The organism is Pseudomonas sp. RA_35y_Pfl2_P32, assembly GCF_963970735.1.
Taxonomy (GTDB): domain Bacteria; phylum Pseudomonadota; class Gammaproteobacteria; order Pseudomonadales; family Pseudomonadaceae; genus Aquipseudomonas.
In genome coordinates, this window is record NZ_CAXAQF010000011.1 from 94,504 (window position 1) to 118,433 (window position 23,930).

A 23,930-nucleotide genomic window follows, 5' to 3' on the forward strand; every position below is an offset into this window, starting at 1 on the left:
AGTACGAATCGAGGAAATTACGAGTAGTAGAGTTTGGATCAGATAGCTCCAGCGTAAAAAAGTGTTTCCCAAATGCACCTCTCTTTGAGAAAAATTGCACATTGCTCACTGTTGCCTACGCTTGTCTCTTGCTGCGCTTTTGTCGACTACAGGTGATGAGCAATGGATTTAAAAGAGCGATGGAGTTACACCTTTTCGGCATTGGTTGCCTGGTTGTGCGTCGCGCCCTTGTCCCAGGCCGAGGATTCGGCAGAACTAGCCAAAAAAGCCCTCAACCCGGTGGCGGCCATGTACAGCCTGCCGGTGCAGTACAACTGGGACCAGAAAATGGGGCCGACCGGTGAGGGCATGCACAGCGTGACCAACCTCCAGCCGGTGCTGCCATTTACCCTTAACGATGACTGGAACCTGATTTCCCGGACCATCCTGCCTATCATCGATCAACACGGTCTGGCACCCAATGGTGCGGCGGACAAGTCCGGGGTCGGCGATATCACCCAGAGCTTTTTCTTTTCGCCGAAAAAGCCCACGGACAGTGGCTGGATACTCGGCGTCGGCCCGGCAATCCTGATTCCCACCGGTAGTGATGAATTGCTGGGTAGCGAGCAGTGGGGGATCGGCCCGACTGCCGTTGCGTTGAAACAAGCCAATGGCTGGACTCACGGCATACTTGCCAACCATATCTGGGGGCTGGACGGCAGCCCGCCGGACGACAAGGAAAAGGTCAACCAGACCTTCCTGCAACCCTTCCTTTCTTACACCACCAGCACCCTTACGACGTACGGGGTGAACACCGAATCCACCTACAACTGGCAGTCACGCGAATGGTCAGTGCCGGTCAACCTTATGGTCACACAACTGTTGAAAATTGGTGGTCAGCCACTGACAGTGCAAGTCGGACCGCGTTACTGGCTCGATAGTCCAGATGACGGTCCTCAAGGATGGGGATTCCGGGCGGCCGTTACCTTTTTGTTTCCACGTTGAGAGCGAACCGACGTCAGCGGTTGGATGCTTGCCCTGGGTTGGGCTAAGTGTCCGCTATTGGCCGTTTTCTGCCTTTGGCCAACGGCAGCTTTGGGGTAGATCTGTCCTCGCAGGGGTAATCTACTGGTAGCCGCCCATCGCGCCCCTTAGTTATTTTGTAGGTCGCACAATTTCACCAACACGGCGATAAACCTTTTTCGTCATCTCCTGCGTTGAGTGACCAAGCAGGCGGCTAGCATGACTAATGTCGTCAATTTCGCTGGCAGCTTTTGGTCGGATGTCGCGGAATTGGAACTGGCGGATTGCGGCGGAAAGCGTTGCATCACCTTCAGCCGCGGTCTTCGCGGCTGCTTTTTCTCGTGCTTCATCCCACCGATTTCTCAGCATTGCGTAACTCATTCGCAGGCCTGCCTGGTTGGTGATCAGGCTTGAACTTCTGATGCCTGCCATGGCTTTGCGCTCGAGTAGGGCATCGAGGAAGGTGCTGAGCCCTGATGCGTCTGCGCCGTCGTGTAGACGGATGCGTAAGCGTTTCTCAGTCTTACCCTGGCCTACCATCAGGAACCCGTTGTTCAAGTCGGCAGTTGATGCTTTGAGCACATCGGCGGGGCGCTGGCCCGTCAGATAAGCCAGATCCATTGCGTCCTTGAGTTCGGGCGGTGCCTCTGCGTACACCGCGTCCCAAACGATTTGGCCAGCATAGAAGTCGCGGGGTGTCTCTTTGTTCCTGCGCAACCGGGTGCAAGGGTTTGCCTTTTCAGTGAGCCCCCATTCACGGGCAAATGTGAATATGGTCGAGAGGAGGGCGATCTCGCGGTTAGCGCGCACCTTTGCTGTCCGTGCGTCGCGATACTGGGCGATCACCTGTGGGGTAAGGGCTTCGACGGGGGCTGATTCGAAGGCGTTGCGCAGCTGCTTCAAACCTTTGAGGTAGTCCTTTTGGGTGCCGCACTTCAACCCAGGGATGACCCTTTCCTCGTAGTCGTCGAACAACCTGGCCATCAAGTGAGAAGACTTAGGCGTGGCTTTGCGATCCAGGCGCGCCCATTCAACTTTGGCCTCATCGAGGTCGCCGCCGAGAGGTATCTCCACTCGGCTACCGTCGGCATCCCTGCCGTTGTAGTAGTAACCCACCCAGATGCTCCCATTCTTTCTCTTCCGGATGCGCCGAATCATTCGTGGTGGAAGATCTCGGTTGACTGCTTTCTTCTGGCGCATTGTTAACCTACGCGGGAGAGATCAAGGGACCAGGTTTCAGCGACGGCATTGGTTGCTGAAGGTTTCAATCCGGCGAGGTTCAGGCGGGCATACACGCGGCCTACGACGGGGCGTTGTGCTGCGGTGTGATTTTTAAAAGTCTTGCGATAGTCGTCGATGGTGCACTCAGTGAGCTTTGCTTTTGCGATCAACATGTCCTCGAATGCGCTCTCGACAGTCACGTCGTCCTGCAAGTCTTTCGTGGGTTTTTCCTCCAGCATCCCAGGTTCGTGTATACCGACAGGGCTTCATCGCCGAATCATCGGAATTTTTGTAGTGCGTTTGTCCTAAGCGCCCAGCTTAATCCTGTGGTCTCGCCCCTTGATTTTTCGCACGACGAAAAATGTTTTACCACCAGTCTTTGTTACCCGGACGGCTAGGCCCTTGGCTTCGGTGTCGTACACCATAAAGTCGGATTTGCCTTTCGGGCACGTAAGATCGTCCAGTGCGGACTTGGTGAAATTGATTTTCATGGCCATAAGAGGTGCCTCATTTCCTAAGTGATTGATTCTGGTTTTGTTTTAGGGTTAAATCAGCGCCTGCTTTTGCATTTCCCATGCCCCGATGGTGAAATTGGTAGACACATCAGACTTAAAATCTGCCGCCGCAGGGCGTGCCGGTTCGATTCCGGCTCGGGGCACCATCTCGCTTCATCAAACACACCCCTATCTGTCACTAGCGTCTAACGAGACCCTAGTGTTTTTTTGCTGTCTACGATTTGGTAGTCAGCACCTTAATTTTGGTAGCCGGCTTGGGAGCTTTGCTGGCAGCTTTCGCCATTCCAGGCCTGCCGAGCTCAACTCTCACCCGCGTTTCAATGCCGCCATGAATGTCTGCAAGGTATTGATTTAAAAATTTTTAAACCTGTGTGTTGGTGGTTTTAGTATCAGGGGTGGTGATGTTTATATTCTTGGCTCAGGCCGCCATATCCATACGCACTGGCCCTGCAGTCGATGACATGGATATTGGAGTGTGGATGCAGGTTGCCGATTTCCCCGGCCAATAGCGCGAAAGCCTCACGCTGAAAGCGCGCTTTCTGCGCTTTGGTGTTCGTCTCATCCGTGATGGTGACTTCCAGACGGAACGAGTTGTAACCCAGTTCGGCCAGCGAGCAACTGTTGATGAACCACTGCTCATGAGGCACGAGATGCACGATCACAAGTGTCTGCTCCGGACGCTTCTCCAGCACATCACAGGTTAGCGCGGTGAGCTGGGAGACGATTCCCTGGACTCGTGCATGGTCAGGTTGGCCAGAGATTTTGAGTGTGATGCCGGGCATGTTGAAGTCCTCGTAGGAAGTTGATGTCTGGCTCAGAGTAAGGAGTGGGTTGAGCGCTGAAAAGCCGGAAGATATGATCGTATCCTTCGGAAAAACAGCAGGATGAGCATGCGCCCCTTTGACCTAGAACTTTTGCGAGCCTTCGCGGTTGCGATGGAGTCAGGCAGCCTCTCGGAGGCCGCGCCTAAGCTGTGTCGGTCGCAATCGGCGTTAAGCGAGCAATTGCGCAAGCTCGAGGCCTTCACCGGGGTCACGTTGCTGGAGCGGGGTAAAAAAGGCGTAAGACCGACACCGGCTGGCGAACGTTTATTGGTACATACACGAGACATGCTTGCCTTGAGTGATCGTGCCCTTGAAAGCGTGCGTGGCGTGACCTTTGTCGGTGAGTTGCGGCTCGCCATCACCGACTACTTCCTGCCCAGCTCGATCGCCGACCTACTGAAGAAACTGCGAGTACGCTATCCGCACCTTCGCCTGCATGTGTCGGTACGCAAGAGCATGCAAATCGAGAGCGGGGCGGATTCGGGTGAATTCGATATCGGCCTTTCAATGCGAATTCTCGACGGACGCAGCCTGCCTGAGGGCTTGCCGGTTCGACGGGAGGCGCTGCGTTGGGTGTCGGTCGCGGGGTTCGAGGCTGAGCGGGAGGAAAATACCCCGTTGCCACTTTTGGTACTGCCGCAGGGATGCAGCCTACAGCGCCTCGCCAGGGAGACCTTGGAGGCTTACGAGGTGCCCTATGTGGTTGCGCATTCGGCGTCCGGAGTCGCGGGGCTGCAATCAGCGTTATTGGCTGGGTTGGGTGTTGCTTGTTTGAATGCATCCGCTGTGCCGATGGGGGCGGAGGTCTACCGGTCGGCGCAACATTTACCGGTATTGCCGGATGTTGAGTTCAGTCTGTTACCCCCTCGTCCTGGTGAATCTCAATTGGTAAGTGCCGTACGGGAAATGCTGGCGAGCCAGTTCAGTTAATCCTCCGAGCATCCAGCAGCGCAGTTATGGCGCTATTCGGGGTAATCCAGCATTTAGGAGAGTGAGGGGCCGCTGCTAGGCTCTTGAGCGTTTTCCAGCTAGCTCCGAACAGTAAATATATTTACTGTCTCGTTTCTATACATGGCCCAAGTAACGAGCCATGCAAATCAAAGCGTCCATTGAGATCAAAACCGAGCCTGATCGCGTTTTCCGTCTGTATCAGGACGCTGCCCACTGAGGACTGGGATCCGGAGGTGACCGCCGCAAGTTTGCCCGATGGTCTCAAGCTGGGGGCTAAGGGGTGGCTGAAGCCCAGGAGCAGGCCGAAGGCCAACATACAGGTCGTGGAGGTGACGCAAGGCACGTCATTCTCGGTGCAGAGCCGGTTGCCGTTGTGCCGCATGCCTGCCAATGCCGTTGCATGTGTATCAATGTTGACGTTTAGGCCAGTGCCGTCCAGCGATTATGTGGCGCACCACATAATCGGGACATCATCGAAAGTGGGGTGTTTACATGCGCGTCAAAATTGGCGGAACAATGAGGATAAACTCATCTATTACTTCAATTTTGCCAAGTCGTGATCAACCGCTTTGAGCTGCTTGTCCTGGATACGTCCGTCGGAAAATGGCTGAATGTCCTTTAAAGTCATTCCACGGAACATACTTGCTTGCGGATGATCTGCCAGGGAGGGGAAATAGCGGTCCATCACTACACGTGTCTTGGGGTTATCCAGCAATTCGCTTATTGGCGTTGCCGTTGTGCTGTACGTGGGAGTGTTTTCGGCGAACGCCATCGACTGAAGCGAAAGCCCCATAACAAGCACCACCGCACCGGTAATTTTGGAAATACTCATGATCCTTCCTTCTTATGATTGTTTGTTTGTTGAGACATAGTTGAATTTGCAGCTACTACCACTATCGAAAAATTAAACTGCTAACCTTCGGAGCTACCTTCAGCAGCTTATAGGTTGGCACGCCTGCTCTATTGACACTAAGAAGCGCGCTTTAGCGTCGCACTTGACTGTCATCACAGTTCATCACTCGGCTTGTAACAAATCGACCTGGAAACGTTGCGAAATGGTTGCAAGCCGAGCGGCACTTTGGAGTCTGGTTAGGTCCGAAAAAAGAGCCATATCACAGCATCGGCGTGGGCTTCGATGGCTTCTGGTGCCAGTGCATCGCGACCGTGGGTGTACTTTAATTCTGCCGTCAGCAGATAAGGCATCTGCACAACCGAGACGATCATGTACAGAAGCATCAGGGGGTCGATATTGCCAATACCGTTCCCTTGCTGGGCATTGGTAATCATCTGCAACGTACTTTCATGGGCCGGGCGGATGAAGGTTTGCGCGACCCACTTCAAACGCTCGGATCCTGCAATGGATTCCTGGACCATCAGCCGCGCGTGCTCGGGATGGCGTGCGCAGTATCGAACATAGTTGCGCACGTATTCCTTAAGATCGTCGAGATTTGCATCCCCGGTGGATAGATCGAGAGGAGGCAACTCTTCGCGTAGGCGTTGGAACAGGTAAGTGGTGCTTTCCTTCCAGAGCGCATCCTTGCTGCCAAAGTAGTAACGAATCATCGCGTGATTTACTCCCGCCTGGTCAGCAATGTCCCTGAGACTGACCGCTTCAAAACCATGGGAGGAGAACTCTTCGAGCGCTATTTCCAGGATGTGTGCGCGAGTTTGCTCGCTTCGGTCCTGTTTTGTAACTCGAGGCACGTGCATTGCGACTTTCCTCCTGATGGTCGTTCACCTTGGCTGAACGTTTTTACTCGCCATTCCAGATGTTGACAATGTACACGACAATCGACATATTTATCCAGTCGGATAAATTTTTTTGTTGCAAGACAGCCATGGTTCCTTCGTGGAGCACGTGGCAGATGGCCAGGGCAGACCTGGAAAGTGACCATAACAACAATAAAGGCGTGTTCTGTTCCGATTGCTTCAGAGCTTGAACGCTGCTGCAGGGAGCAATCAAGTGATGCATCAGTTGAGCGGCTTAGCGCCATAATTAAAAGGTTCCAGCGATGAAAGACATCACATTTCCCTCGCGTCCTGTCTCAGGTGAGCTCCTACCATTTCGCAAAAGGTGTTGTGCGGTCGCAGTACTGGGTTTCTGCGCCCTGAACGCGGTGATGCAAGCCCAGGCGTCGCCAACTGCGCCGAACTCCGCGCGACAAAACATTGTCCTGTTGATTGCCGACGACATGGGCTGGGGTGATCTCTCCAGCTATGGTCACCCGGTGTTCGAAACCCCCAATATCGATCGCATGGCGCAAGAGGGCCAGCGCTGGACCGACTTCTATGTGAGTTCGCCGATCTGCTCGCCGAGTCGTGGTGCCATGCTCACGGGGCGAGTCGAAACCAGAACAGGGCTATACGGTGTGACCAATTCCGTGGTGGTCGAGAATGACCCGAACAGGTTCCTGGACAAGGAGGCCACGATCGCCCAAGTGCTGAAGGGTAATGGCTATAGCACTGCCTTGTTTGGCAAGTGGCATTTGGGAGATTCCGCAGGGGCCTATCCGACCAGGGTTGGATTCGATGAGTGGTGGGGAACGCCTATGTCCAACGATGCTTATTTCGTTGGTGGCGTGACTAATGAACAACTACGCAAGCGAGCAATGAGCGGTGAGCCGCTCAAGAAAATCTTTGGCGAATACCTTGCCCAGGCAACTGCGAATTTCAGCCAGCCTAGGAGTGAGTTGTGGAATACCCCGCTCATCACCAGCAAGCGGGTAGGGGCGGGTACTGAGGCTCGCTACAAAGACCAGGAACTGGAACGCCCTATCGACCAGAAAACCTACAACCGTCGGTTGACAGATCAAGTCGTCGATTACGTGGGCAAGAAACACGCTCAGCCCTTTTTCGTCTGGGTTGGATACGAAAAGCCGCATTTACCGCACTTCGCTGGGCCCGAGTTTGAGGGCAAGAGCAAGGGCGGACGTCTGGGGGATGCGATCGCGGAACTTGATCACAGTGTCGGTCGAGTACTCGAAGCATTGCGAAGTGGTGGAAACGACAAGGATACGCTGGTCGTGTTCGTCAGCGACAACGGCCCTTGGTTATGGTTCGAGGCACTGTCCGGCTCGACAGGTATTCTGCGTGAGGGCAAGAAGTCCACATACGAAGGGGGAGTGCGGGTGCCGGCATTGTTCTGGCAGCCGGGTACCATCAAGCCTTCTGTCGTGCATGGCATTGGTTCCACCTACGATCTGCTCCCCACATTTGTGGCGATGGCCGGTGCCAAGTTACCCGTCACTGAACTCGACGGTGTTGATCTCTCTGTGACTCTCAAAGACGGAAAGGATAGTCCGCGCCACACAATGCCTTATTACTTGGGCGGCAAGCTGATGGCCTGGCGAGACGGTGATTGGAAACTCAATATCTATGAGGCGAGTGCACATTTCGGCGGACGAAATGGAAAGCTGCCCCAACCGACCCTTTACCACCTGGGTCGCGACCCAGGTGAAAAATATGATCAGGCGGCCAATGAGCCAGCCATCGTCGAACGTCTCCTGCGTAGTGCCTCGGATTTCGAGCAGTCGGTCGCCAAGGCAGAGCCAGGTTTCGATCGGATACTAAAAGCGTCCAAGTAATTGATTCAGTCCTTTCCAGGACTAGCAGAGTAATCAAGAGGCTAACGGGTCAGGTTCGTGCCTGAATCGCCGGAATTACAAAAACAAGAATAAAGGTGGTGAAGATGAATGCAATTGGATGCAGGTCGTCCTCTGGCTCTATACAAGCGATTCCAAATCGGCGAAGCGGTCATTACTCAAATTTGGCCGCAGCTGTTGGGGCGGTACTTGTCGCACTACCGTTCTCAGTTGTACACGCTTATCAATTCAGCTCAGGGGATTGGGTGGGGTCTCTCGATACCACCATTTCTTACGGCGTCAACTATCGTGCCGAGGGACAGGACAAGAAGTTGATTGCCGCCGCTAACGGCGGTACGGGAACGAACCCCAAGCGAATCAATTCTGATGATGGCGACCTGAACTTCAAGAAGGGCGATCTATTTTCAGAAGTAGCAAAGATCGTCTCAGAGCTAGGGTTGAAGTGGCATGACCAGTACGGACTTTTTTTGCGCGGACGTGCGTTCTACGATTTCGAGTTGATGGACGACAATCGTCGACATCGGCAAATAACAGCGGGTGGATTAGATGAGGCTGGATCCAACGCGGAGTTATTAGATGCATTTGTGTACGGTAGCTGGATGTTCGGTGAGCGTAGTCTCAATGCTCGAGTTGGGCGTCAAGTCATCAACTGGGGCGAGGGGCTGTATTATCGCAACGGTATTAATGCGAGCAATCCCATCGACCTCAATGCGCTGCGCGCTCCAGGGTCGGAGGTAAAAGAGTCGTTGATGCCGACCTTCAAGATCTATACCTCTTATCAATTAAGCGAAAGTCTCACATTTGAAAGTTACTATCAGCCAGCTTGGGCTAACGATAAAACCAAGCTTGACCCCTGTGGGTCCTATTTTTCGACCACAGATGTTTTCGACGATGGCTGTGATTATCTAGCGGTCGGCTCATTCGATAACCCCTCTGTTCCCGGCGCTTCTCCCTTTTTGTTCGTCCCGCGAGCGCCGGATATTGAAGCGGACTCGGCAGCGCAGTTTGGTGTCGCCTTGCGATGGTTTGCACCAGCGCTTAATGACACTGAATTTGGACTGTATTACCTGCGTTTCAGCGATCAATTACCGCGGCTTGGAGCGACCGTTTCCCGCAGGTTAGGTACCCAGCCTGTTCCTAGTACTGGGACCTACTATGCCGAGTATCTGGAAAATCGCGAACTGTATGGCCTCAGTTTCAATACCACCATTGGGGGCGATAACATTTTCAGTGGGCAATCGCTGTTTGGTGAGGTGAGCTATCAGCCCGATGCCCCCATCAACCTGACAACCGGCACTATTTTAGGGGCGGCGCTACTTGATCCGGCAGGCCTTCCCTACGGGGCGAGAGTCGAGAATTACCGAGAGAAGGACATGTATCAGGCTTCGCTTGGGACTATCCGAACCGGACGTGGAGTGCTCGGCTCCAACTCGACAACTTACATCGCCGAACTGGTGGCTAACCGAGTGATGGGGCTCGAGACAGATTTGGACTACGGGGATGTTACAAGCAGCGCATATGGCGCTACCGCCAGTGTCTCAATGACCTATAACGACGTATTCAGGGGAATCAACGTCATTCCGTCGTTGAGCCATGCTCGAGCATTCAATGGTGTGGCACCTACCTTAACCAACGGTCTCAGCGAGCGAGCGTGGAGTACTTCGGTAGGGGTCGACGCGAGTTATCTGGACGCGCTCTCTTTTGGTGTTCGGTATGTCGACTTCACCGGCGGTGCTACTGGTGATCGTGATTACCTTTCCTTCAATGTTAAATATAGTTTTTGAGGGCCTATCATGTTCAGACTGGAATTTCTGTCTACCGGCGTGTTGATTTCCGCATTGCTGGCATCTTCGATGGCATACGCCCAAGTAGATGCCGCTCAGGCTGCTCGACTCGGGAAGGATCTCACCCCGATAGGGGGAGAGAGGGCGGGCAATACTGAAGGAACTATCCCTGCATGGGACGGTGGTCTGGCCAAGCGTGTCGACGCGTACGATCCTGTGATGGGCTACAAGGATCCTTTTGGCGCCGACAAGCCGCTGCTTACGATCAACGCAGCCAATGCCGACAGGTACGCCGACAAGCTCAGTCCCGGTCAGATAGCGATGCTCAAACGCTATCCGAAAACCTGGAAACTGCAGGTGTATCCCACTCGTCGTTCAGCCTCTTATCCAGAGCATGTATACGAAGCGGTCAAACTCAATGCGCTCAACGCCAAGCTTGTGGAGGATGGTAATGGTGTTGCCGATGCCAAGAATGTCGTGCCGTTTCCTATCCCGCATTCGGGGCTGGAGGTGCTCTGGAACCATCTGATGCGTTACCGGGGAGTCGGTATTAAGCGCAACTTCGCCAGTGCACAACCACAGATCAACGGCGACTACGTATTGACAAAGCTGTCGGACATCATTCTGTTCAATCAGGATGTCACCGACAACAGCAAAAGCAATGGCAACATTCTGGTGTACACATTGCAGTCTACTCTTGCGCCGGCACGTCAGGCGGGTGGAGCGACGCTGGTGCATGACACCGTCAATCAAGTGAATACCCCACGCTTGGCATGGAACTATGCAGTGGGTCAGCGCCGAGTTCGGCGTGCACCGCAGATTGCGTATGACAACCCGTCGAATGACGGACTGACGACTACCGATAATAACGACATGTTTAGCGGGGCGCCTGATCGCTATGACTGGCAACTGATTGGCAAAAAGGAAATGTATGTTCCGTACAACAGCTTCCGCCTTGCTTCCAAGACGAACAAATACAGTGACATCATTCGACCTGGTCATGTAAATCCAGAGCTCCTGCGCTACGAATTACACCGGGTATGGCATGTGCGTGGTGTGCTGAAGGAAGGCCAGCGGCACATTTACAAACAACGCGATCTGTTCCTGGACGAAGACACATACCAGATCGTAGTCGCCGACCATTACGACAACCGTGGTGAAATTTGGCGGGTTGGTGAAGCTAATACCATCAATTACTACGACCAGCCTTTGGTGTGGGTGACGGGCGGGGCGACGTATGACCTGATTTCCGGGCGTTACAACATCGGCGGCTTGGCAAACGAGGAGGTGCCGTTTGATTTCAATGCATCGTTGTCTCCGGCGGACTTTTCGCCTGGGAAGTTGCGCCAAGGTGGTGTTCGCTGAGCGACCAGAGTATGCGCCAAGCTCTGGCGAAACCATCGAAACGTGCTCGTCAGAGCTATTTCTAAACGGGCGAGTTCATTGAGTCTGCTCAGCGCAAAGAACCGCTGAAAAATGGGACCTGACATTGCGCAATGAAGATAGGAGAGGCAGTACATGGTAATGCACACCAGTCCCCCGGAAGGCATGGTTTACCTGTCCGGTGGCATTTTCAGAATGGGTTCTGATCGCTTCTATCCTGAAGAGCGACCTGTCCGCAAAGTGCATGTCGATGAGTTCTGGATCGATGCCACACCGGTCACCAATCGACAGTTCTCCATCTTCGTGGAGGCCACTGGATACAAGACTTTCGCTGAGTGCGCTCCGGATCCTGAGGATTATCCCGGTATGCCACTGGAGATGGCCAAAGCTGGTTCCCTGGTTTTTGTGCCGCCGAAGCCTTCCGTGAACCTGGTAAGCCCGGCGCAATGGTGGATCTTCTGTTTCGGCGCCTGGTGGCGAGAACCGCTGGGGCCGGGAAGCTCGATTGAGGGGCTGGAAGACCATCCGGTCGTCCATATCGTCTATGTGGATGCTGAAGCTTACGCTGCCTGGGCTGGTAAAGCGTTGCCGACCGAAGCGGAATGGGAATATGCGGCTCGCGGTGGCAACGATGGATTTGATTTCGCCTGGGGTGACTGTCTCGCCCCGGATGGACAGATGCTTGCGAACTATTGGCAAGGCCGCTTCCCCGTTGAGAACCAACTGCTAGATGGTTGGGAAAGGACCTCGCCGGTAGGGGCTTTCCCAGCCAACGGCTACGGTCTGTTCGACATGATCGGTAACGTATGGGAGTGGACAGCCGACTGGTTTGCATCGCCCTCGGCAGGATTGCCACCGACTGCGCATTGTTGCGTACCGAGCAATCCACGTGGTGGTCGGGTAGAGGACAGCTACGATCCCGATACTCCCAACCTACGCATAGGTCGCAAGGTGCTCAAAGGTGGATCGCATCTTTGCGCACCGAACTATTGCCAGCGATATCGCCCCGCCGCGCGTATTCCGCAAGCCGATGACACTTCAACTTGTCATGTTGGTTTTCGCTGTGTCTGGCGTGCGTCGTCCTAGCCCGAAGCGATAGAAGAGAGAAAGGATGGTCACTGCGTGGCCATTTCATAAATGGTCGAACATCCCTGGAAGGGGTGACGGTCGGGTGTTCGCTTATCAAAAGCGTTCATCGCATCGATATATCAAGTATGGGAGCGTTCATGTTGAAGAAAAACAATAAGAAGACCGGCATTGCAGTAAGTGCAAGCTTATTGCTTTCGTTCACCCAAGCTGGGCTCGCCGCTTCAGCCCAACAAGACTCGTCGGCGGATGATCGAGCCCGTAAAACCGAGCAGAGTATGACCAATGCAGAGCGATATTCGCTCCTCTATAGCCTTATGCCTGTTCATCTTGTGTTCGGAGGGAGGGATCAGCGGGTTTCAGATCAGGTGCCGGTGGGTGCGGGCCATGTACCAGGCGTGCCGCGCTTGGGTGTCCCTGCGTTATCCATGACTGATGCCAGTTTGGGAGTGACCAACCCCCACAACTTCAGAACCGGTGACTCAGCGACGGCATTGCCGGCGGGACTCGCTTTAGGGGCGACCTTCAATCCGCAACTTGCTAAAGAAGCAGGAGCCATGCTGGGTAGAGAGGCTCGCTCCAAAGGTTTTAATGTACTGCTCGGTGGAGGCATGAATTTGGCGCGCGATCCGCGCAATGGTCGAAACTTCGAATACATCTCGGAGGATCCTCTGCTCAGTGCGCGTATTGCCGCCGGTACGATCAATGGTACCCAGAGCGAAGGGGTTATCTCTATGGTCAAGCACCTCTCACTGAACGGCAACGAAACCAACCGGCATTGGCTCAATGCCGTGATCGATGCGGCTGAACATCGAGAGTCGGATCTTTTGGCTTTCCAGATGGCGATAGAACTGGCCCAGCCCGGATCGATCATGTGTGCCTACAACAAGGTAAACGGCGAATATTCCTGTGGTAATGAACATCTGTTGAATGATGTGTTGAAAAAGAGCTGGGCGTATAAGGGCTGGGTCATGTCCGACTGGGGCGCGGTTCAGGACTGGTCCTATGCACTTAAGGGGCTAGATCAGGAGTCCGGGGCCCAGTTGGACAAGCTTGCCTGGGGTAAGGAGTGGTTCAATGAACCGCTTCAGGCAGCCCATGCCGAGGGCAAACTACCCGATAAGCGTCTTTCGGATATGGTGCAAAGGATCCTTCGCTCGATTTACGCAGTGGGGGTCGATAAGCCGGTCAAAGAAACCCCTATCGATCTGGATCAGCATAACCAGATTGCACTTGAGGTGGCGAGACAGGGGATCGTTTTGCTGAAAAACGAAGCAATATTGCCCCTTCAAAGCGAAAAGCCGATGCGTATCGCGGTGATCGGTGGTTTGGCAGACACCGGCGTTCTGTCCGGCGCTGGTTCGAGTCAAGTGATCCCGCGGGGCGGCTTTGCCACGGTCATACCTGTGGGCGGACAAGGGTTGATGGCGAACCAACGCAAACAGAGTTTCCTCCCATCGGCACCAAAGTCGGAGCTGCAGAAGCTGATGCCGAAGGCTAGCATCACCTATGATTCAGGCGCTTTCCCCGTGGAGGCCGCCATACTCGCCAAGCAGTCTGATGTAGTCGTCTTGTTCGCAACGCGCCACGAGGCTGAAGGGTTCGATAGTCCTGATTTGTCCCTGCCTTTTGGTCAGGATGCGTTGATTGACGCCATTGCAAGCGCCAATCCCAATACCATCGTTGTTCTGCAGACTGGCAATCCAGTGGCCATGCCATGGCACACCAAGGTTAAAGCAATTGTCGAGGCTTGGTTCCCGGGGCAGGCGGGAGGGCAGGCGATCGCCGAGGTTCTAACCGGCCAGGTCAACCCATCCGGCCATCTCCCGATGACGTTTCCAGCTGATATCGGACAAACACCACGGCCTGAACTTCCTGGCTTCGGTACGCCGTTCGGCACCCCGCTGACGGTCAACTATTCGGAAGGGGCCGAAGTGGGCTATCGATGGTTTGCAAAGAAGGACGAGAAACCCCTGTTCGCTTTTGGTCATGGACTGAGCTACACCAGTTTCGCTTTCGATGATCTTAAAGTCAGTGGGGGAGAGACGATCACGGCGAGTTTCACCGTGACGAATACGGGCAAGCGTAAGGGTATTGATGTTCCACAGCTCTACCTCACCGACGCGGCAGGTGACAAACGAGTTCGTTTATTAGGTTTCGAGCGATTGGAGCTTGAGCCAGGTGAGTCTCGTCGGGTTTCGGTCAAGGCAGACCCACGCTTGCTAGCACGTTTCGACACAGCGTCCAATCAGTGGCACGTTAATGCGGGTGAATATCGTGTGGCGCTGGGCGAATCTGCGCAGGCGCTACTTTTGACGGCAACGACAGATCTGGTGGAACAGCGTTTCGTCGATTGATCCCTCCGCTGGCTCACGGCGAGTCGACTGGAGACACGAATACAAGTAGTTATCTGGGTCAGCATCGCAACCCATTCGATTGCTAATACGTTGTTACGGCGGAAGAAGGAAACAACATGAAACCGCGGAAACATTTGCTGGGAGTAGCTATCGCTGCTTTCGCGACGATGCTAAGTGTCAGCCCAATGACCTTGGCAAGGGAAACAGATAAAAAAACACCACCGCGCAATATGGTCTTTATTCTGGTCGACGATTTGCGTTTTGACGGTATGGGTTTCTTGCAGCCAGGGTTGCAGACTCCCAACATCGATCAATTAGCCAAGGGAGGGGCTTATTTTCCCAATGCCGTGGTCACTTCGGCGCTTTGCTCTCCGAGCCGCGCGACGATTTTGACAGGGCAAACGGCGCGGACTCATGGAGTGATCGATAACAACAATTCATCAGAGAAAGGTCTGACTTTCTTTCCACGTTACTTACAACAAGCGGGATATCAGACGGCCTTAATCGGTAAGTGGCACATGGGGGCTGAAACCGATGAGCCGCGTCCTGGTTTCGACAAGTGGGTGAGCTTCAAGGGGCAGGGGAACTATTTTCCGACTGACTTCTTGTCACCTGCAGCGATGAAGGCCGGGGTTGTACATACATTTAATGTCGATGGCAAGGTGGTACCTCAAAAAGGTTATATCACCGACGAACTTACTGACTATGCGATGCATTGGCTGGAGAAAGAGCGCGATACGTCAAAGCCGTTCTTTCTCTATCTTAGCCATAAAGCAGTGCATAATTTCCCGAGGCCTCCGGAGCGTTATAAGGGGCAATATAAAGATGCCACTTTTAAACTTCCGGAGAGCGCCGTCGATACGCCGGAGAATAAGATCGGTAAACCGATGTGGGTGCAGAACCAGCGTAACAGTTGGCACGGCCTGGATTTTTTCTATCACTCGAATGTGAAGATGACGGATTACTTGAAAGATTACTACGCCACGTTATCCCCCGTGGATGATAGTGTAGGTCGGATTATGGAGTACTTAAGGAAGAATAACCTCGAAAAGAACACGATGGTGGTGTTCTATAGTGATAACGGTTATTTGATCGGTGACCATGGTTTGATTGACAAGCGTAATGCTTATGAGGGTTCGATAAAAGTACCATTGGTGGTGTATGCGCCTGGACTGATTCCTGCGGGAGTTACTAATCCTGTCAGGGTGCGTAACTTGGATATTGCCCCGACACTCCTGGATGTCGCGGGTGTTGAGGCGCCGCCTCAATTTGAAGGAAAAAGCGTACTGGAGGTCGCGAGTGGACGGCTGCCGGTTGGGGACTGGAAAGTCCCGGATTTTGTCTACGAGTACTACTGGGAATGGACCTATCCGATGACACCAACCACTTTTGCAATCCAGCGCGATCAAATGAAGTACATCCAGTACCAGGGTATATGGGACATCGAGGAACTCTACGATCTGGAAAGTGATCCGCGTGAGATGCACAATCTGATCGATGAACCACGTTATCTGGAAACCAAGACTGCTCTGCGCAAGGCATTGTTCGAACAAATGGCCAATGCCGATGGCAAGCACGTAGTGCCCTTCACTGAGAGATACTCAAGAGGTGCGGTGCGGCGTCATCGTGAAGGCCCAGGTGCGGCCCCGTTTCCCGATCAGTGGCTGGTAGAACCTAACCGTTTGGACAGATTCAACGACCAGCTGGCAGATACTCCAGCCAAGCTAAAGGCGGAACAAGAGGGGCGGATTTATTTTCCAGATGCAGACGACACACGCTCGCAGCGATAGCAAATGAGGACCCTGCCGAATTCAGCTGTTTTGATGTAGTTGAATTCGGTGGGGAAGTAGCAGTCAGTATTCAATAGTATGGTTTGCCATCAGAGATAATGGGGGTAATGGGTGTAATTTAGTCCCTGTTTGCTGTATTGGTTTGGTGCTTTTAGCTCTCTTTTAGTTAGTGTTCCGATGCGCTAGGTGCATATTTGGCAATGGCTCCGTAAGTTCGAACTGTACATTCAATGTTGTGAATCAAATATCAAACCGTGGCGCCAGAGTCTAAACACCTGATAAGGAGCCCCTGATGATCAGTTGTACCCAACAGACTCAGGCCATTGGCCTGGGCTTGAGCCTGCTCGTTACCCAGTCGCTGGCAGCGGTGCCGGTCGATCAGGTAAGCCGACTCGACAAGGACCTTACCCCCATTGGTGCCGAGCGTACCGGTAATGCCGATGGCACTATTCCGCCCTGGACCGGCGGTTTACCGAAAGCGAGCGGTCGGCGCGACGCCAATGGGTTTCTTCCAGATCCCTATGCCAACGACAAGCCACTGTTCACCATCACAGCGCAGAACGTCGAGCAGTATAAAGGCAGGCTGACTCCTGGGCAGTTGGCGTTGTTCAAGCGCTACCCAAACAGCTATCGGATCCCGGTTTATCCAAGCCGCCGTTCGGTCAGCCTGCCGCAGAAGTATCTGGACAGCACCCGCCTGAACGCAGCCGATACCCACTTGGAGAACAATGGTGATGCCCTGCAGAATTATCGCAGCAGCGGCTTGCCCTTCGTTATTCCGCAAAACGGTCTGGAGGTCATCTGGAACCATATTGGTCGCTACCGTGGGCGGTCCTTCCAGCGTCTGGTGGTGCAAGCCTCGCCGCAGGTCGACGGCAGCTTCACACCGAGCCTGATCGAGCAGCAACTTGTCTATCCGCAAGGGTTATCCGATTACAGTCCGGGTGAGATGGCAAACATTCTCTACTTCTTTCGCGAGGAGGTCCTGTCCCCGTTGCGTCTGGCCGGCAATGTAGGATTAGTGCATGAGACGATCAACCAGATCGAGGAACCGCGAATGGCCTGGCAGTATTACGCTGATCAGCGTCGCGTACGACGAGCTCCGCAGGTTGCCTACGACAGCCCTGCTGCCGAGGGCATGCGGACCACGGACGATTTTGACATGTTCAATGGCGCCCCCGATCGCTTCGATTGGAAGCTGGTGGGTAAAAAGGAGTTGTACATTCCCTACAACGCCTACCCGTTGGGCTCACCCAAGCTGCGCTATGACGACATCATTAAGCCGGGTCATCTGAACCCCGAGCACGCCCGTTACGAGTTGCACCGAGTCTGGCACGTAACCGCCACGCTCAAGCCGGGGCAGCGACATGTTTACTCGCGGCGCGATCTGTATATCGAAGAGGACAGCTGGCAGGCCGCTGAAGCGGATGCGTATGACAGTCGTGGCAATCTGTGGCGCGTTTCCGAGGGGCATACCAGTTTCTTCTATGACCAGCAGATGCCATTGTTTAATGCTGAGGCCCATTACGACGTGCAGTCCGGACGTTATACGGTACATGGTCTCTACAATGAACAGATGAACGCCTACCAGTTTGATCTTGATTTCAACCGCAAGCAGTTCACACCGAGTGTACTGCGAACCAGCGGTGTTCGCTGATTCCAGGAATAGATCCTGAGCTCTCTGGCGATGCGCTCAATCATCCGAAATTATCGTAACTGACCTGAGAACTACATGCCGTTACTGATTAAGAAAAATAATGTGCAAGTTTATGTGGTTTTTAAACAGTGTTATTTATCTCAAGGGAGCATGGCAAGCATGCGGTTGTCGCTTAAAAGACATGGCTCTGCGGTGTTATCGAGCTACTTAGATGTGTCGGCGTATTGTAAATCGGCGTTTGACTGAATGGGCGAACTCCGACTCAGCCTGTGCTTAGTGGGGGAGTATGGTGTTGTTGTGCCGTGTCCGGTTCAGTGTCGGGTTGGCTTTTGCTAACTCGTCAGGATGCTGATTAGCTTGGTTTTTATGGCTCGGTAAATAATCTCTTTTCAGTTTTCAAACAACGCCAACATGTCATATCCAGTAATGCAGGTTTGGCGACTGCTTTGGAAGAAAATTACGGGGGAAAAGTCGTGCTTCATGAGCGGGTTGTATCCATTTTGAATGTGGCGGGAAGTTTATCGTGAGTCTCGCTCATCCTACAGGCCCTTCGCTTGAAGGCGATTGGGAAAACACTTTGATCCGACTGTTGCGATCAAACAACCATCAACTTTTTCGCTGGACAGAGCACCAGGGGCGCGAGCTTCTTCTGATTCAGCATCCGCGCTGCGAAGCCGTGTTCAGTCGAACGGGTGGGCAGCTTTTACATTTCCGTCCGCGTGGAGAGCGGTCGTTGCTATGGTGTGCCACACACTGGCCTAAAGTTGGGGCAATTCGGGGCGGCGTGCCAGTCTGTTGGCCTTGGTTTGGTCGCCACCCTGTAGAGCGTGGCTTACCTCATCATGGATGGGCCCGGCTCACCGACTGGCAATTAATCAAAAAACAAGCAGATAGTCAGGGGGTCCAGTTGCATTGGTGTCTGGAAATGCACGATTGGCGAGTTGAACTGAAGGCAGTATTGGGTGATGAACTCCATCTGCAACTCATCACTAGCCACCGTGACTCGGAGCCCTGTGTTCTGAGCCATGCCTTGCATGCGTACTGGCGTGTAGCGGATGTTCTGGAAGTCACCCTGGATGGTCTAGAGGGGGCTCAGGTACATGACCTGTTCACACAGGAAGCGTTTACCCAGAAGGGAACCGTCAGAATAGTGAATGAGCATCATCGAGCTTATCGACAAGGCGCAGTGATGCACCTCAGCGACCCGGTTTGGCAACGTCGCTTGCGTATTGATGGGGCCAGCAATATGAACACTGTAGTTTGGCATCCGGGTAGCATGCCGCTCAGTGATGTCAGCAGAATCGAAGGAAGGGAATTCCTGTGCATCGAGGCTGCGAGATGCTTGGAGGACAGTCTAGTGCTGGCACCAGGACAAGAGGCGCGGCTTGAACTAAGAGCGAGAGTAGACTGAAAAGCCCTTCCTTTAGCCGGCAAATTCGATTGTTGGAAATGGAGCTTGGCACTTACCTGTTTGATCTACATGGCTGCCAAACGCTACAACTTGGTTGCGTTAGACAACTCATCAATCAGTCAAACCTTTGAGGTGATCGCGTGTATATCAGGTGTGGCGGCGAGACTGGTAAGCGGTGCCAGCAGGGCAAGGGTGAGCAAAGGCTGTGGAAAAAGCATGGAGCAGTCCTTGTTATTGTTTGGGCGATCCACTGTAGGGAGCGGTTCGAGCCGTAGCCTATACCAGAGCGGTATGCCAGCCATCGTATTGGGTAATGGTTCAACTCGGTTGAATCGCCAGGACCTGCGCCTCAAGCCAGGTCAGCGCCGGGTCGTGCTGGCGATGCGTCAGGCGTACCAGCTCCAGATCAAAGGGCGGCAGCGCGAACGGCAGTTCATACAGCTTCAGGGGCAGCAGCCGGGCGAACTGCAGTGCCAGTTGCGTCGGCAACACGACACAGAGTTCGGTCGCAGCCACCAGATGCGCGGCTTGCAGATAATTGGGCGTGGTGTAGACGATCTCTCGCACGAGGTTCTGCTCCGCCAGCCATTGGTCGACCATGCCTCGGGTCTGGCCACCATGGACCCAGACGTGGCGCAATTGCAGGAAGCGCTGCAGGTCCAGGCCGTCATTCAGTCGCGGATGGTCCTGACAGACCGCGACTCGCAGTGTTTCACTGCGCCAGAGCTGGCGGGTGAAACGTGCCGGTACGTGATCGAAACGGCCCAGCACCATGTCCAGTTCGCCCCTATCCAGCGCCTCGGCGGGCAGGTTGGGAGTCAGGTGAGCAACATCAATGCGCAGGTGCGGCGCTTGAGTTTGCAGGCTTGCCAGTAAGGACGGCATGCACAATTGTTCAACGAAGTCGGTCAGGGCAATCCTCAATTGACGACGGCTGCGCTGTGGGTCGAACGCGTCATCGGTGGACAGTGTCTGCTCGATTTGTTGCAAGGCAGCGCGAATAGGCCCTTCCAGCGCGAGCGCTCGAGGGGTCGGACACATGCGCCGACCGACGCGCACAAGCAGGGGGTCGTCCAACGTATCGCGCAAGCGCGCCAAGGCGTTGCTCACCGTGGGTTGGGTCAACGCCAGGCGTTGCGCCGCGCGTGAGACATTCTGCTCACGCAGCAACATGTCGAACACGCGCAGCAGGTTCAGATCAAAGTTTGAAATATTCATGATCAGAATATATGGCATATGAAAATGAAATTTCAAAAATACTTGAAGCCTGCTTAGGGTGACGGCTGTTCATTTTTGCCAATGAAGGAGTACCGCGCGTGAGCACCCCTTTCGATATCCAGCAGGTCGCCGTGATCGGCGCAGGTACCATGGGCCGGGGCATCGTCATCAGTCTGGCCAGCGCCGGGTTGCCAGTGCTGTGGCTGGAGAGCAATACCCAGACACAAAACTTGGGCCTGACCATGATTGAGCAAACCTGGTCGCAGCAGGTGGGTAAACACCGCATCACTCAGATGGAGGCCGACGCCAATCTCCAGCGAGTACGCCCGGTGCAAAGTTACGCGGCACTGGCCGAGGCGGACCTGGTGATCGAAGCGGTGTACGAAAGCCTGGAGCTCAAGCAGGAAATCTTCCGCGCGCTGGACGTGCACCTCAAGCCAACGGCGATTCTGGCCAGCAACACCTCGGCGCTGGACATCGACGCGATTGCGGCGGTCACTGGGCGTTCACGACAGGTGTTGGGGCTGCATTACTTCAGTCCTGCCCACGTCATGAAACTGTTGGAGATCGTTCGTGGCAAGGACACCGATAGCCAAGTGCTCGAAGTGGCTCTCAGGCTCGCCGAGCGAACCGGCAAGGTAGCGGTGGTGGCGGGCAATTGCCCCGGGTTCATCGGCAATCGCATGCTGCGCAGCTATGTGGCCGAGGCGCGAAAATTACTCCTGGAAGGCGCGTTGCCTCAACAAGTGGACTCGGTGCTGCAGCAGTTTGGTTTCGCCATGGGCCCGTTTCGCATGTATGACGTGGTCGGCATCGACCTAGAGTGGCGCGCGCGTCAACTGGCCGGGCAGGGCATGGACGCGTCCTTGGTGCAAGTCGACAACGCCTTGTGCGAACTTGGGCGCCTGGGTCAGAAAACCGGTGCGGGATACTACCGCTATGCTCCCGGCAGTCGCCAGGCCGAGCATGACCCACTGGTGGACGAATGTGTACTCAAGGTGTCTCAGGGACTGGGCTACCGCCGCCGCGAGATCGATGCGCGGGAAATTCTGGATCGCTGCCTTTTGGCACTGGTCAATGAAGGCGCGAAAATCCTCGAAGAAGGCATTGCGGCCAGCAGCCATGACATTGATGAGGTTTGGCTCAACGGTTATGGCTTTCCGGTTGAAACCGGTGGACCGATGCGCTGGGCGGATGAGCAGGGCATGAATTCCCTGCTGACTCGACTGGAACGTCTGCAAGGTCTTTTCGGCGAGCATTGGCATCCCGCCCGACTGATTCCCCGATTGATGGCCAGCGGCAAACGTTTTGCCGATGTCGTGGAGGGCCGCGTATGAACTACCAGGCACCGCTGCGCGATATGCGCTTCGTGTTGCATGAAATGTTTGATGTCACTGGGCACTGCTACCGCCTGGGGCTGGACCTGGACCGAGACACCCTTGACGGCATCCTGGAAGAGGCGGGGCGCTTCACCGCAGAGGTGATAGCCCCGCTCAACCGCAACAGCGACGAGCAAGGCTGCCAGTTGTTCGGTACTGAAGTCAGCACGCCGGATGGCTTTCGCGAGGCCTATCGTCAATACGTCGACAACGGTTGGGCGAGTATGAGCGGGCCGATAGCCTACGGGGGACAAGGCTTGCCGCAAATGGCGTCGGCCTGTGTCCACGAGATGTTAATGGCGGCGTCATTGTCGTTTCGGATCTATTCAGGGTTGACCGAAGGTGCGGTCCTGGCCGTGCGCCGACATGGCAGCGAAGCGCTCAGGCAAACCTGGCTTGGCAAGATGGTCAGTGGCGAATGGACCGGCACCATGTGCCTCACCGAACCTCAGGCCGGCACCGACCTGGCGTTGCTGCGCACCCGCGCGCAGCCTCACTCCGACGGCAGCTATCTGATCACCGGCAGCAAGATTTTCATCAGCGGCGGTGAGCACGACCTGACGGACAACATCATTCATCTGGTGCTGGCACGCTTGCCCGATGCCCCAGCTGGCGTGAAAGGCATCAGCTTGTTTCTGGTACCCAAAATCCTTACCGATGGCCGGCGCAATGCGCTGAGCTGTGGCGCGCTGGAACACAAGATGGGTATCAAGGGGGCTTCGACCTGCGTTATGAATTTCGACGGTGCCCAGGGCTGGCTGGTTGGTGAGCCGAATCAGGGCCTGTCCTGCATGTTCACCATGATGAACGATGCACGATTCCAGGTCGGGTTGCAGGGGCTGGGGATCGCTGAAGCCGCTTTCCAGGGAGGCCTGGCCTACGCCCGTGAACGCCTGCAGTCGCGCTCGCTGACCGGTGCCGTGGCGCCGGATAAAGTCGCCGACCCCATCATTGTGCATCCGGATGTGCGACGCATGCTGCTGACTCAGAAGTCCCTCACCGAAGGTTGCAGGATGCTGGGTGCATACACCGCACGACAACTGGATCTGGAGCACGGTGCGCCAGAGCCCGAGGATCGTCGCGCAGCCATTCGCCGCGCTGCGCTACTGATCCCGATGGTCAAAGGGTTCTTCACCGATGTCGGCCAGGAGGTCGCCAGCCTGGGCGTGCAAATCTATGGCGGCCATGGCTACATCCGCGAATGGGGTATGGAGCAGTTGATGCGTGACAGTCGCATCACCCAGCTCTATGAAGGCACCAATGGCATCCAGGCGCTGGACTTGGTCCGGCGCAAACTGATGGGCGATGGTGGTGCCGAATTGCACGCGCTGATTGATGAGCTCGCTCTGCACGTCGATGCTGCTGGCCTGCAAACCCCGTTGCAGGACATGGCGGGCGCAGTCAGTCAGCGCCTCGAGGAATGGCGCGCATTGGGTAAGACCATCATCGAGGCCTGCCAGCGGGACCCGCAGGAAATCGGCGCGGTCTCTGTGGAGTTCCTCGCGTATTCGGCTTACGTCCTGCTGGCCGGGCTCTGGCTGCAGGCAGCGGTTCGAGCGGGTGAAACCCTGACTAACGGCACCGGTGAAAGCGCCTTTTATCAAGCCAAGCTGCAGACCGCTGACTTCTACTGGCGGCGCGTATTACCCCGTGCAAGCGCACACCGGGAAGCATTGTTGGGTGGCGCGAACTGTTTGATGGCGATGCCCGCGAGCGACTTCAGTTGCTGATTGCAGACGTATTACAAAAA

At 54.8% G+C, this 23,930-nt stretch carries 19 protein-coding genes and 1 tRNA gene; 13 read left to right on the forward strand and 7 right to left on the reverse strand.

The window, feature by feature from the left end; all coding sequences use genetic code 11:
• The first annotated feature begins 162 nt into the window (after positions 1–162).
• Complete coding sequence (locus AACY45_RS12985; RefSeq protein ID WP_339545848.1) at positions 163–984, forward strand: transporter; 822 nt, start codon at positions 163–165, stop codon at positions 982–984.
• Between the two features lie 150 nt (positions 985–1,134).
• Here the strand turns inward: AACY45_RS12985 and AACY45_RS12990 are convergent, their stop codons facing one another.
• The 3 genes from AACY45_RS12990 to AACY45_RS13000 all read right to left on the reverse strand — a co-directional run bounded on the left by AACY45_RS12990 (position 1,135) and on the right by AACY45_RS13000 (position 2,720).
• Positions 1,135–2,202 carry a tyrosine-type recombinase/integrase gene (locus AACY45_RS12990; RefSeq protein ID WP_339545849.1) on the reverse strand — a complete coding sequence of 356 codons (1,068 nt, stop codon included), beginning with the start codon at positions 2,200–2,202 and terminating at the stop codon, positions 1,135–1,137.
• A 2-nt stretch (positions 2,203–2,204) separates the two neighbouring features.
• A complete protein-coding gene (locus tag AACY45_RS12995) occupies positions 2,205–2,462 on the reverse strand; it encodes a hypothetical protein (protein WP_339545850.1) in 258 nt (85 codons plus the stop codon).
• A gap of 66 nt (positions 2,463–2,528) precedes the next feature.
• On the reverse strand, positions 2,529–2,720 hold the full coding sequence (locus AACY45_RS13000; RefSeq protein WP_339545851.1) for a hypothetical protein: 192 nt from the start codon (positions 2,718–2,720) through the stop codon (positions 2,529–2,531).
• Between the two features lie 79 nt (positions 2,721–2,799).
• Between AACY45_RS13000 and AACY45_RS13005 the strand changes: the two genes are divergently transcribed.
• Positions 2,800–2,884, forward strand: a tRNA-Leu gene (locus tag AACY45_RS13005).
• Between the two features lie 243 nt (positions 2,885–3,127).
• On the opposite strand, the gene AACY45_RS13010 is transcribed toward AACY45_RS13005, so the two are convergent.
• The gene (locus AACY45_RS13010; protein ID WP_339545852.1) at positions 3,128–3,520 is read right to left on the reverse strand and encodes a tautomerase family protein; all 393 of its coding nucleotides are present in this window, start codon (positions 3,518–3,520) and stop codon (positions 3,128–3,130) included.
• Between the two features lie 108 nt (positions 3,521–3,628).
• On the opposite strand from AACY45_RS13010, the gene AACY45_RS13015 reads away from it, so the two are divergent.
• The gene (locus tag AACY45_RS13015; protein ID WP_339545853.1) at positions 3,629–4,492 is read left to right on the forward strand and encodes a LysR family transcriptional regulator; all 864 of its coding nucleotides are present in this window, start codon (positions 3,629–3,631) and stop codon (positions 4,490–4,492) included.
• 556 nt (positions 4,493–5,048) lie between these two features.
• Here AACY45_RS13015 and AACY45_RS13020 read toward each other — a convergent pair.
• A complete protein-coding gene (locus tag AACY45_RS13020; protein ID WP_339545854.1) occupies positions 5,049–5,345 on the reverse strand; it encodes a hypothetical protein in 297 nt (98 codons plus the stop codon).
• A gap of 257 nt (positions 5,346–5,602) precedes the next feature.
• The gene (locus AACY45_RS13025; protein ID WP_339545855.1) at positions 5,603–6,223 is read right to left on the reverse strand and encodes a TetR/AcrR family transcriptional regulator; all 621 of its coding nucleotides are present in this window, start codon (positions 6,221–6,223) and stop codon (positions 5,603–5,605) included.
• 302 nt (positions 6,224–6,525) lie between these two features.
• Between AACY45_RS13025 and AACY45_RS13030 the strand changes: the two genes are divergently transcribed.
• The 8 genes from AACY45_RS13030 (at position 6,526) to AACY45_RS13065 (ending at position 19,583) form a co-directional block, all read left to right on the forward strand.
• Entirely contained in the window at positions 6,526–8,097 is a 1,572-nt protein-coding gene (locus tag AACY45_RS13030) for a sulfatase-like hydrolase/transferase (RefSeq protein WP_339545856.1), read from the forward strand.
• Positions 8,098–8,201: 104 nt separating this feature from the next.
• Positions 8,202–9,899 carry a DUF1302 domain-containing protein gene (locus AACY45_RS13035; protein ID WP_339545857.1) on the forward strand — a complete coding sequence of 566 codons (1,698 nt, stop codon included), beginning with the start codon at positions 8,202–8,204 and terminating at the stop codon, positions 9,897–9,899.
• 9 nt (positions 9,900–9,908) lie between these two features.
• Positions 9,909–11,264: a DUF1329 domain-containing protein gene (locus tag AACY45_RS13040; RefSeq protein WP_339545858.1), complete on the forward strand. Its 1,356-nt coding sequence runs from the start codon at positions 9,909–9,911 to the stop codon at positions 11,262–11,264.
• A gap of 153 nt (positions 11,265–11,417) precedes the next feature.
• Positions 11,418–12,368, forward strand: coding sequence for a formylglycine-generating enzyme family protein (locus AACY45_RS13045; protein ID WP_339545859.1), 951 nt, complete (start codon positions 11,418–11,420; stop codon positions 12,366–12,368).
• 140 nt (positions 12,369–12,508) lie between these two features.
• Complete coding sequence (locus AACY45_RS13050) at positions 12,509–14,725, forward strand: beta-glucosidase (RefSeq protein WP_339545860.1); 2,217 nt, start codon at positions 12,509–12,511, stop codon at positions 14,723–14,725.
• A gap of 116 nt (positions 14,726–14,841) precedes the next feature.
• Complete coding sequence (locus AACY45_RS13055; RefSeq protein WP_339545861.1) at positions 14,842–16,515, forward strand: sulfatase family protein; 1,674 nt, start codon at positions 14,842–14,844, stop codon at positions 16,513–16,515.
• 292 nt (positions 16,516–16,807) lie between these two features.
• Complete coding sequence (locus tag AACY45_RS13060) at positions 16,808–18,172, forward strand: DUF1329 domain-containing protein (RefSeq protein ID WP_339545862.1); 1,365 nt, start codon at positions 16,808–16,810, stop codon at positions 18,170–18,172.
• Positions 18,173–18,692: 520 nt separating this feature from the next.
• Positions 18,693–19,583, forward strand: coding sequence for a D-hexose-6-phosphate mutarotase (locus AACY45_RS13065; protein ID WP_445261185.1), 891 nt, complete (start codon positions 18,693–18,695; stop codon positions 19,581–19,583).
• 318 nt (positions 19,584–19,901) lie between these two features.
• Here AACY45_RS13065 and AACY45_RS13070 read toward each other — a convergent pair whose 3' ends face one another.
• Positions 19,902–20,819 (reverse strand): LysR family transcriptional regulator, encoded by a 918-nt coding sequence (locus tag AACY45_RS13070; protein WP_339545863.1) that lies wholly within the window; start codon positions 20,817–20,819, stop codon positions 19,902–19,904.
• A gap of 80 nt (positions 20,820–20,899) precedes the next feature.
• On the opposite strand from AACY45_RS13070, the gene AACY45_RS13075 reads away from it, so the two are divergent.
• Both AACY45_RS13075 and AACY45_RS13080 read left to right on the forward strand, forming a co-directional pair.
• Positions 20,900–22,138: a 3-hydroxyacyl-CoA dehydrogenase gene (locus AACY45_RS13075; RefSeq protein WP_339545864.1), complete on the forward strand. Its 1,239-nt coding sequence runs from the start codon at positions 20,900–20,902 to the stop codon at positions 22,136–22,138.
• The gene (locus AACY45_RS13080) at positions 22,135–23,910 is read left to right on the forward strand and encodes an acyl-CoA dehydrogenase C-terminal domain-containing protein (protein ID WP_339545866.1); all 1,776 of its coding nucleotides are present in this window, start codon (positions 22,135–22,137) and stop codon (positions 23,908–23,910) included. The genes AACY45_RS13075 and AACY45_RS13080 overlap by 4 nt, the downstream gene beginning before the upstream one ends.
• The last annotated feature ends 20 nt before the right edge of the window (positions 23,911–23,930 follow it).

What these genes read in the sequence shown, in the direction of transcription:
- AACY45_RS12990 (WP_339545849.1), bottom strand. Translation starts at nt 2,202, where the DNA reads ATGCGCCAGAAGAAAGCAGTCAACCGAGATCTTCCACCACGAATGATT.
- AACY45_RS13025 (WP_339545855.1), bottom strand. Translation starts at nt 6,223, where the DNA reads ATGCACGTGCCTCGAGTTACAAAACAGGACCGAAGCGAGCAAACTCGC.
- AACY45_RS13080 (WP_339545866.1), top strand. Translation starts at nt 22,135, where the DNA reads ATGAACTACCAGGCACCGCTGCGCGATATGCGCTTCGTGTTGCATGAA.
- AACY45_RS13070 (WP_339545863.1), bottom strand. Translation starts at nt 20,819, where the DNA reads ATGCCATATATTCTGATCATGAATATTTCAAACTTTGATCTGAACCTG.
- AACY45_RS12985 (WP_339545848.1), top strand. Translation starts at nt 163, where the DNA reads ATGGATTTAAAAGAGCGATGGAGTTACACCTTTTCGGCATTGGTTGCC.
- AACY45_RS13055 (WP_339545861.1), top strand. Translation starts at nt 14,842, where the DNA reads ATGAAACCGCGGAAACATTTGCTGGGAGTAGCTATCGCTGCTTTCGCG.
- AACY45_RS13050 (WP_339545860.1), top strand. Translation starts at nt 12,509, where the DNA reads ATGTTGAAGAAAAACAATAAGAAGACCGGCATTGCAGTAAGTGCAAGC.
- AACY45_RS13010 (WP_339545852.1), bottom strand. Translation starts at nt 3,520, where the DNA reads ATGCCCGGCATCACACTCAAAATCTCTGGCCAACCTGACCATGCACGA.
- AACY45_RS12995 (WP_339545850.1), bottom strand. Translation starts at nt 2,462, where the DNA reads ATGCTGGAGGAAAAACCCACGAAAGACTTGCAGGACGACGTGACTGTC.
- AACY45_RS13000 (WP_339545851.1), bottom strand. Translation starts at nt 2,720, where the DNA reads ATGGCCATGAAAATCAATTTCACCAAGTCCGCACTGGACGATCTTACG.
- AACY45_RS13040 (WP_339545858.1), top strand. Translation starts at nt 9,909, where the DNA reads ATGTTCAGACTGGAATTTCTGTCTACCGGCGTGTTGATTTCCGCATTG.
- AACY45_RS13015 (WP_339545853.1), top strand. Translation starts at nt 3,629, where the DNA reads ATGCGCCCCTTTGACCTAGAACTTTTGCGAGCCTTCGCGGTTGCGATG.
- AACY45_RS13045 (WP_339545859.1), top strand. Translation starts at nt 11,418, where the DNA reads ATGGTAATGCACACCAGTCCCCCGGAAGGCATGGTTTACCTGTCCGGT.
- AACY45_RS13035 (WP_339545857.1), top strand. Translation starts at nt 8,202, where the DNA reads ATGAATGCAATTGGATGCAGGTCGTCCTCTGGCTCTATACAAGCGATT.
- AACY45_RS13060 (WP_339545862.1), top strand. Translation starts at nt 16,808, where the DNA reads ATGATCAGTTGTACCCAACAGACTCAGGCCATTGGCCTGGGCTTGAGC.
- AACY45_RS13030 (WP_339545856.1), top strand. Translation starts at nt 6,526, where the DNA reads ATGAAAGACATCACATTTCCCTCGCGTCCTGTCTCAGGTGAGCTCCTA.
- AACY45_RS13020 (WP_339545854.1), bottom strand. Translation starts at nt 5,345, where the DNA reads ATGAGTATTTCCAAAATTACCGGTGCGGTGGTGCTTGTTATGGGGCTT.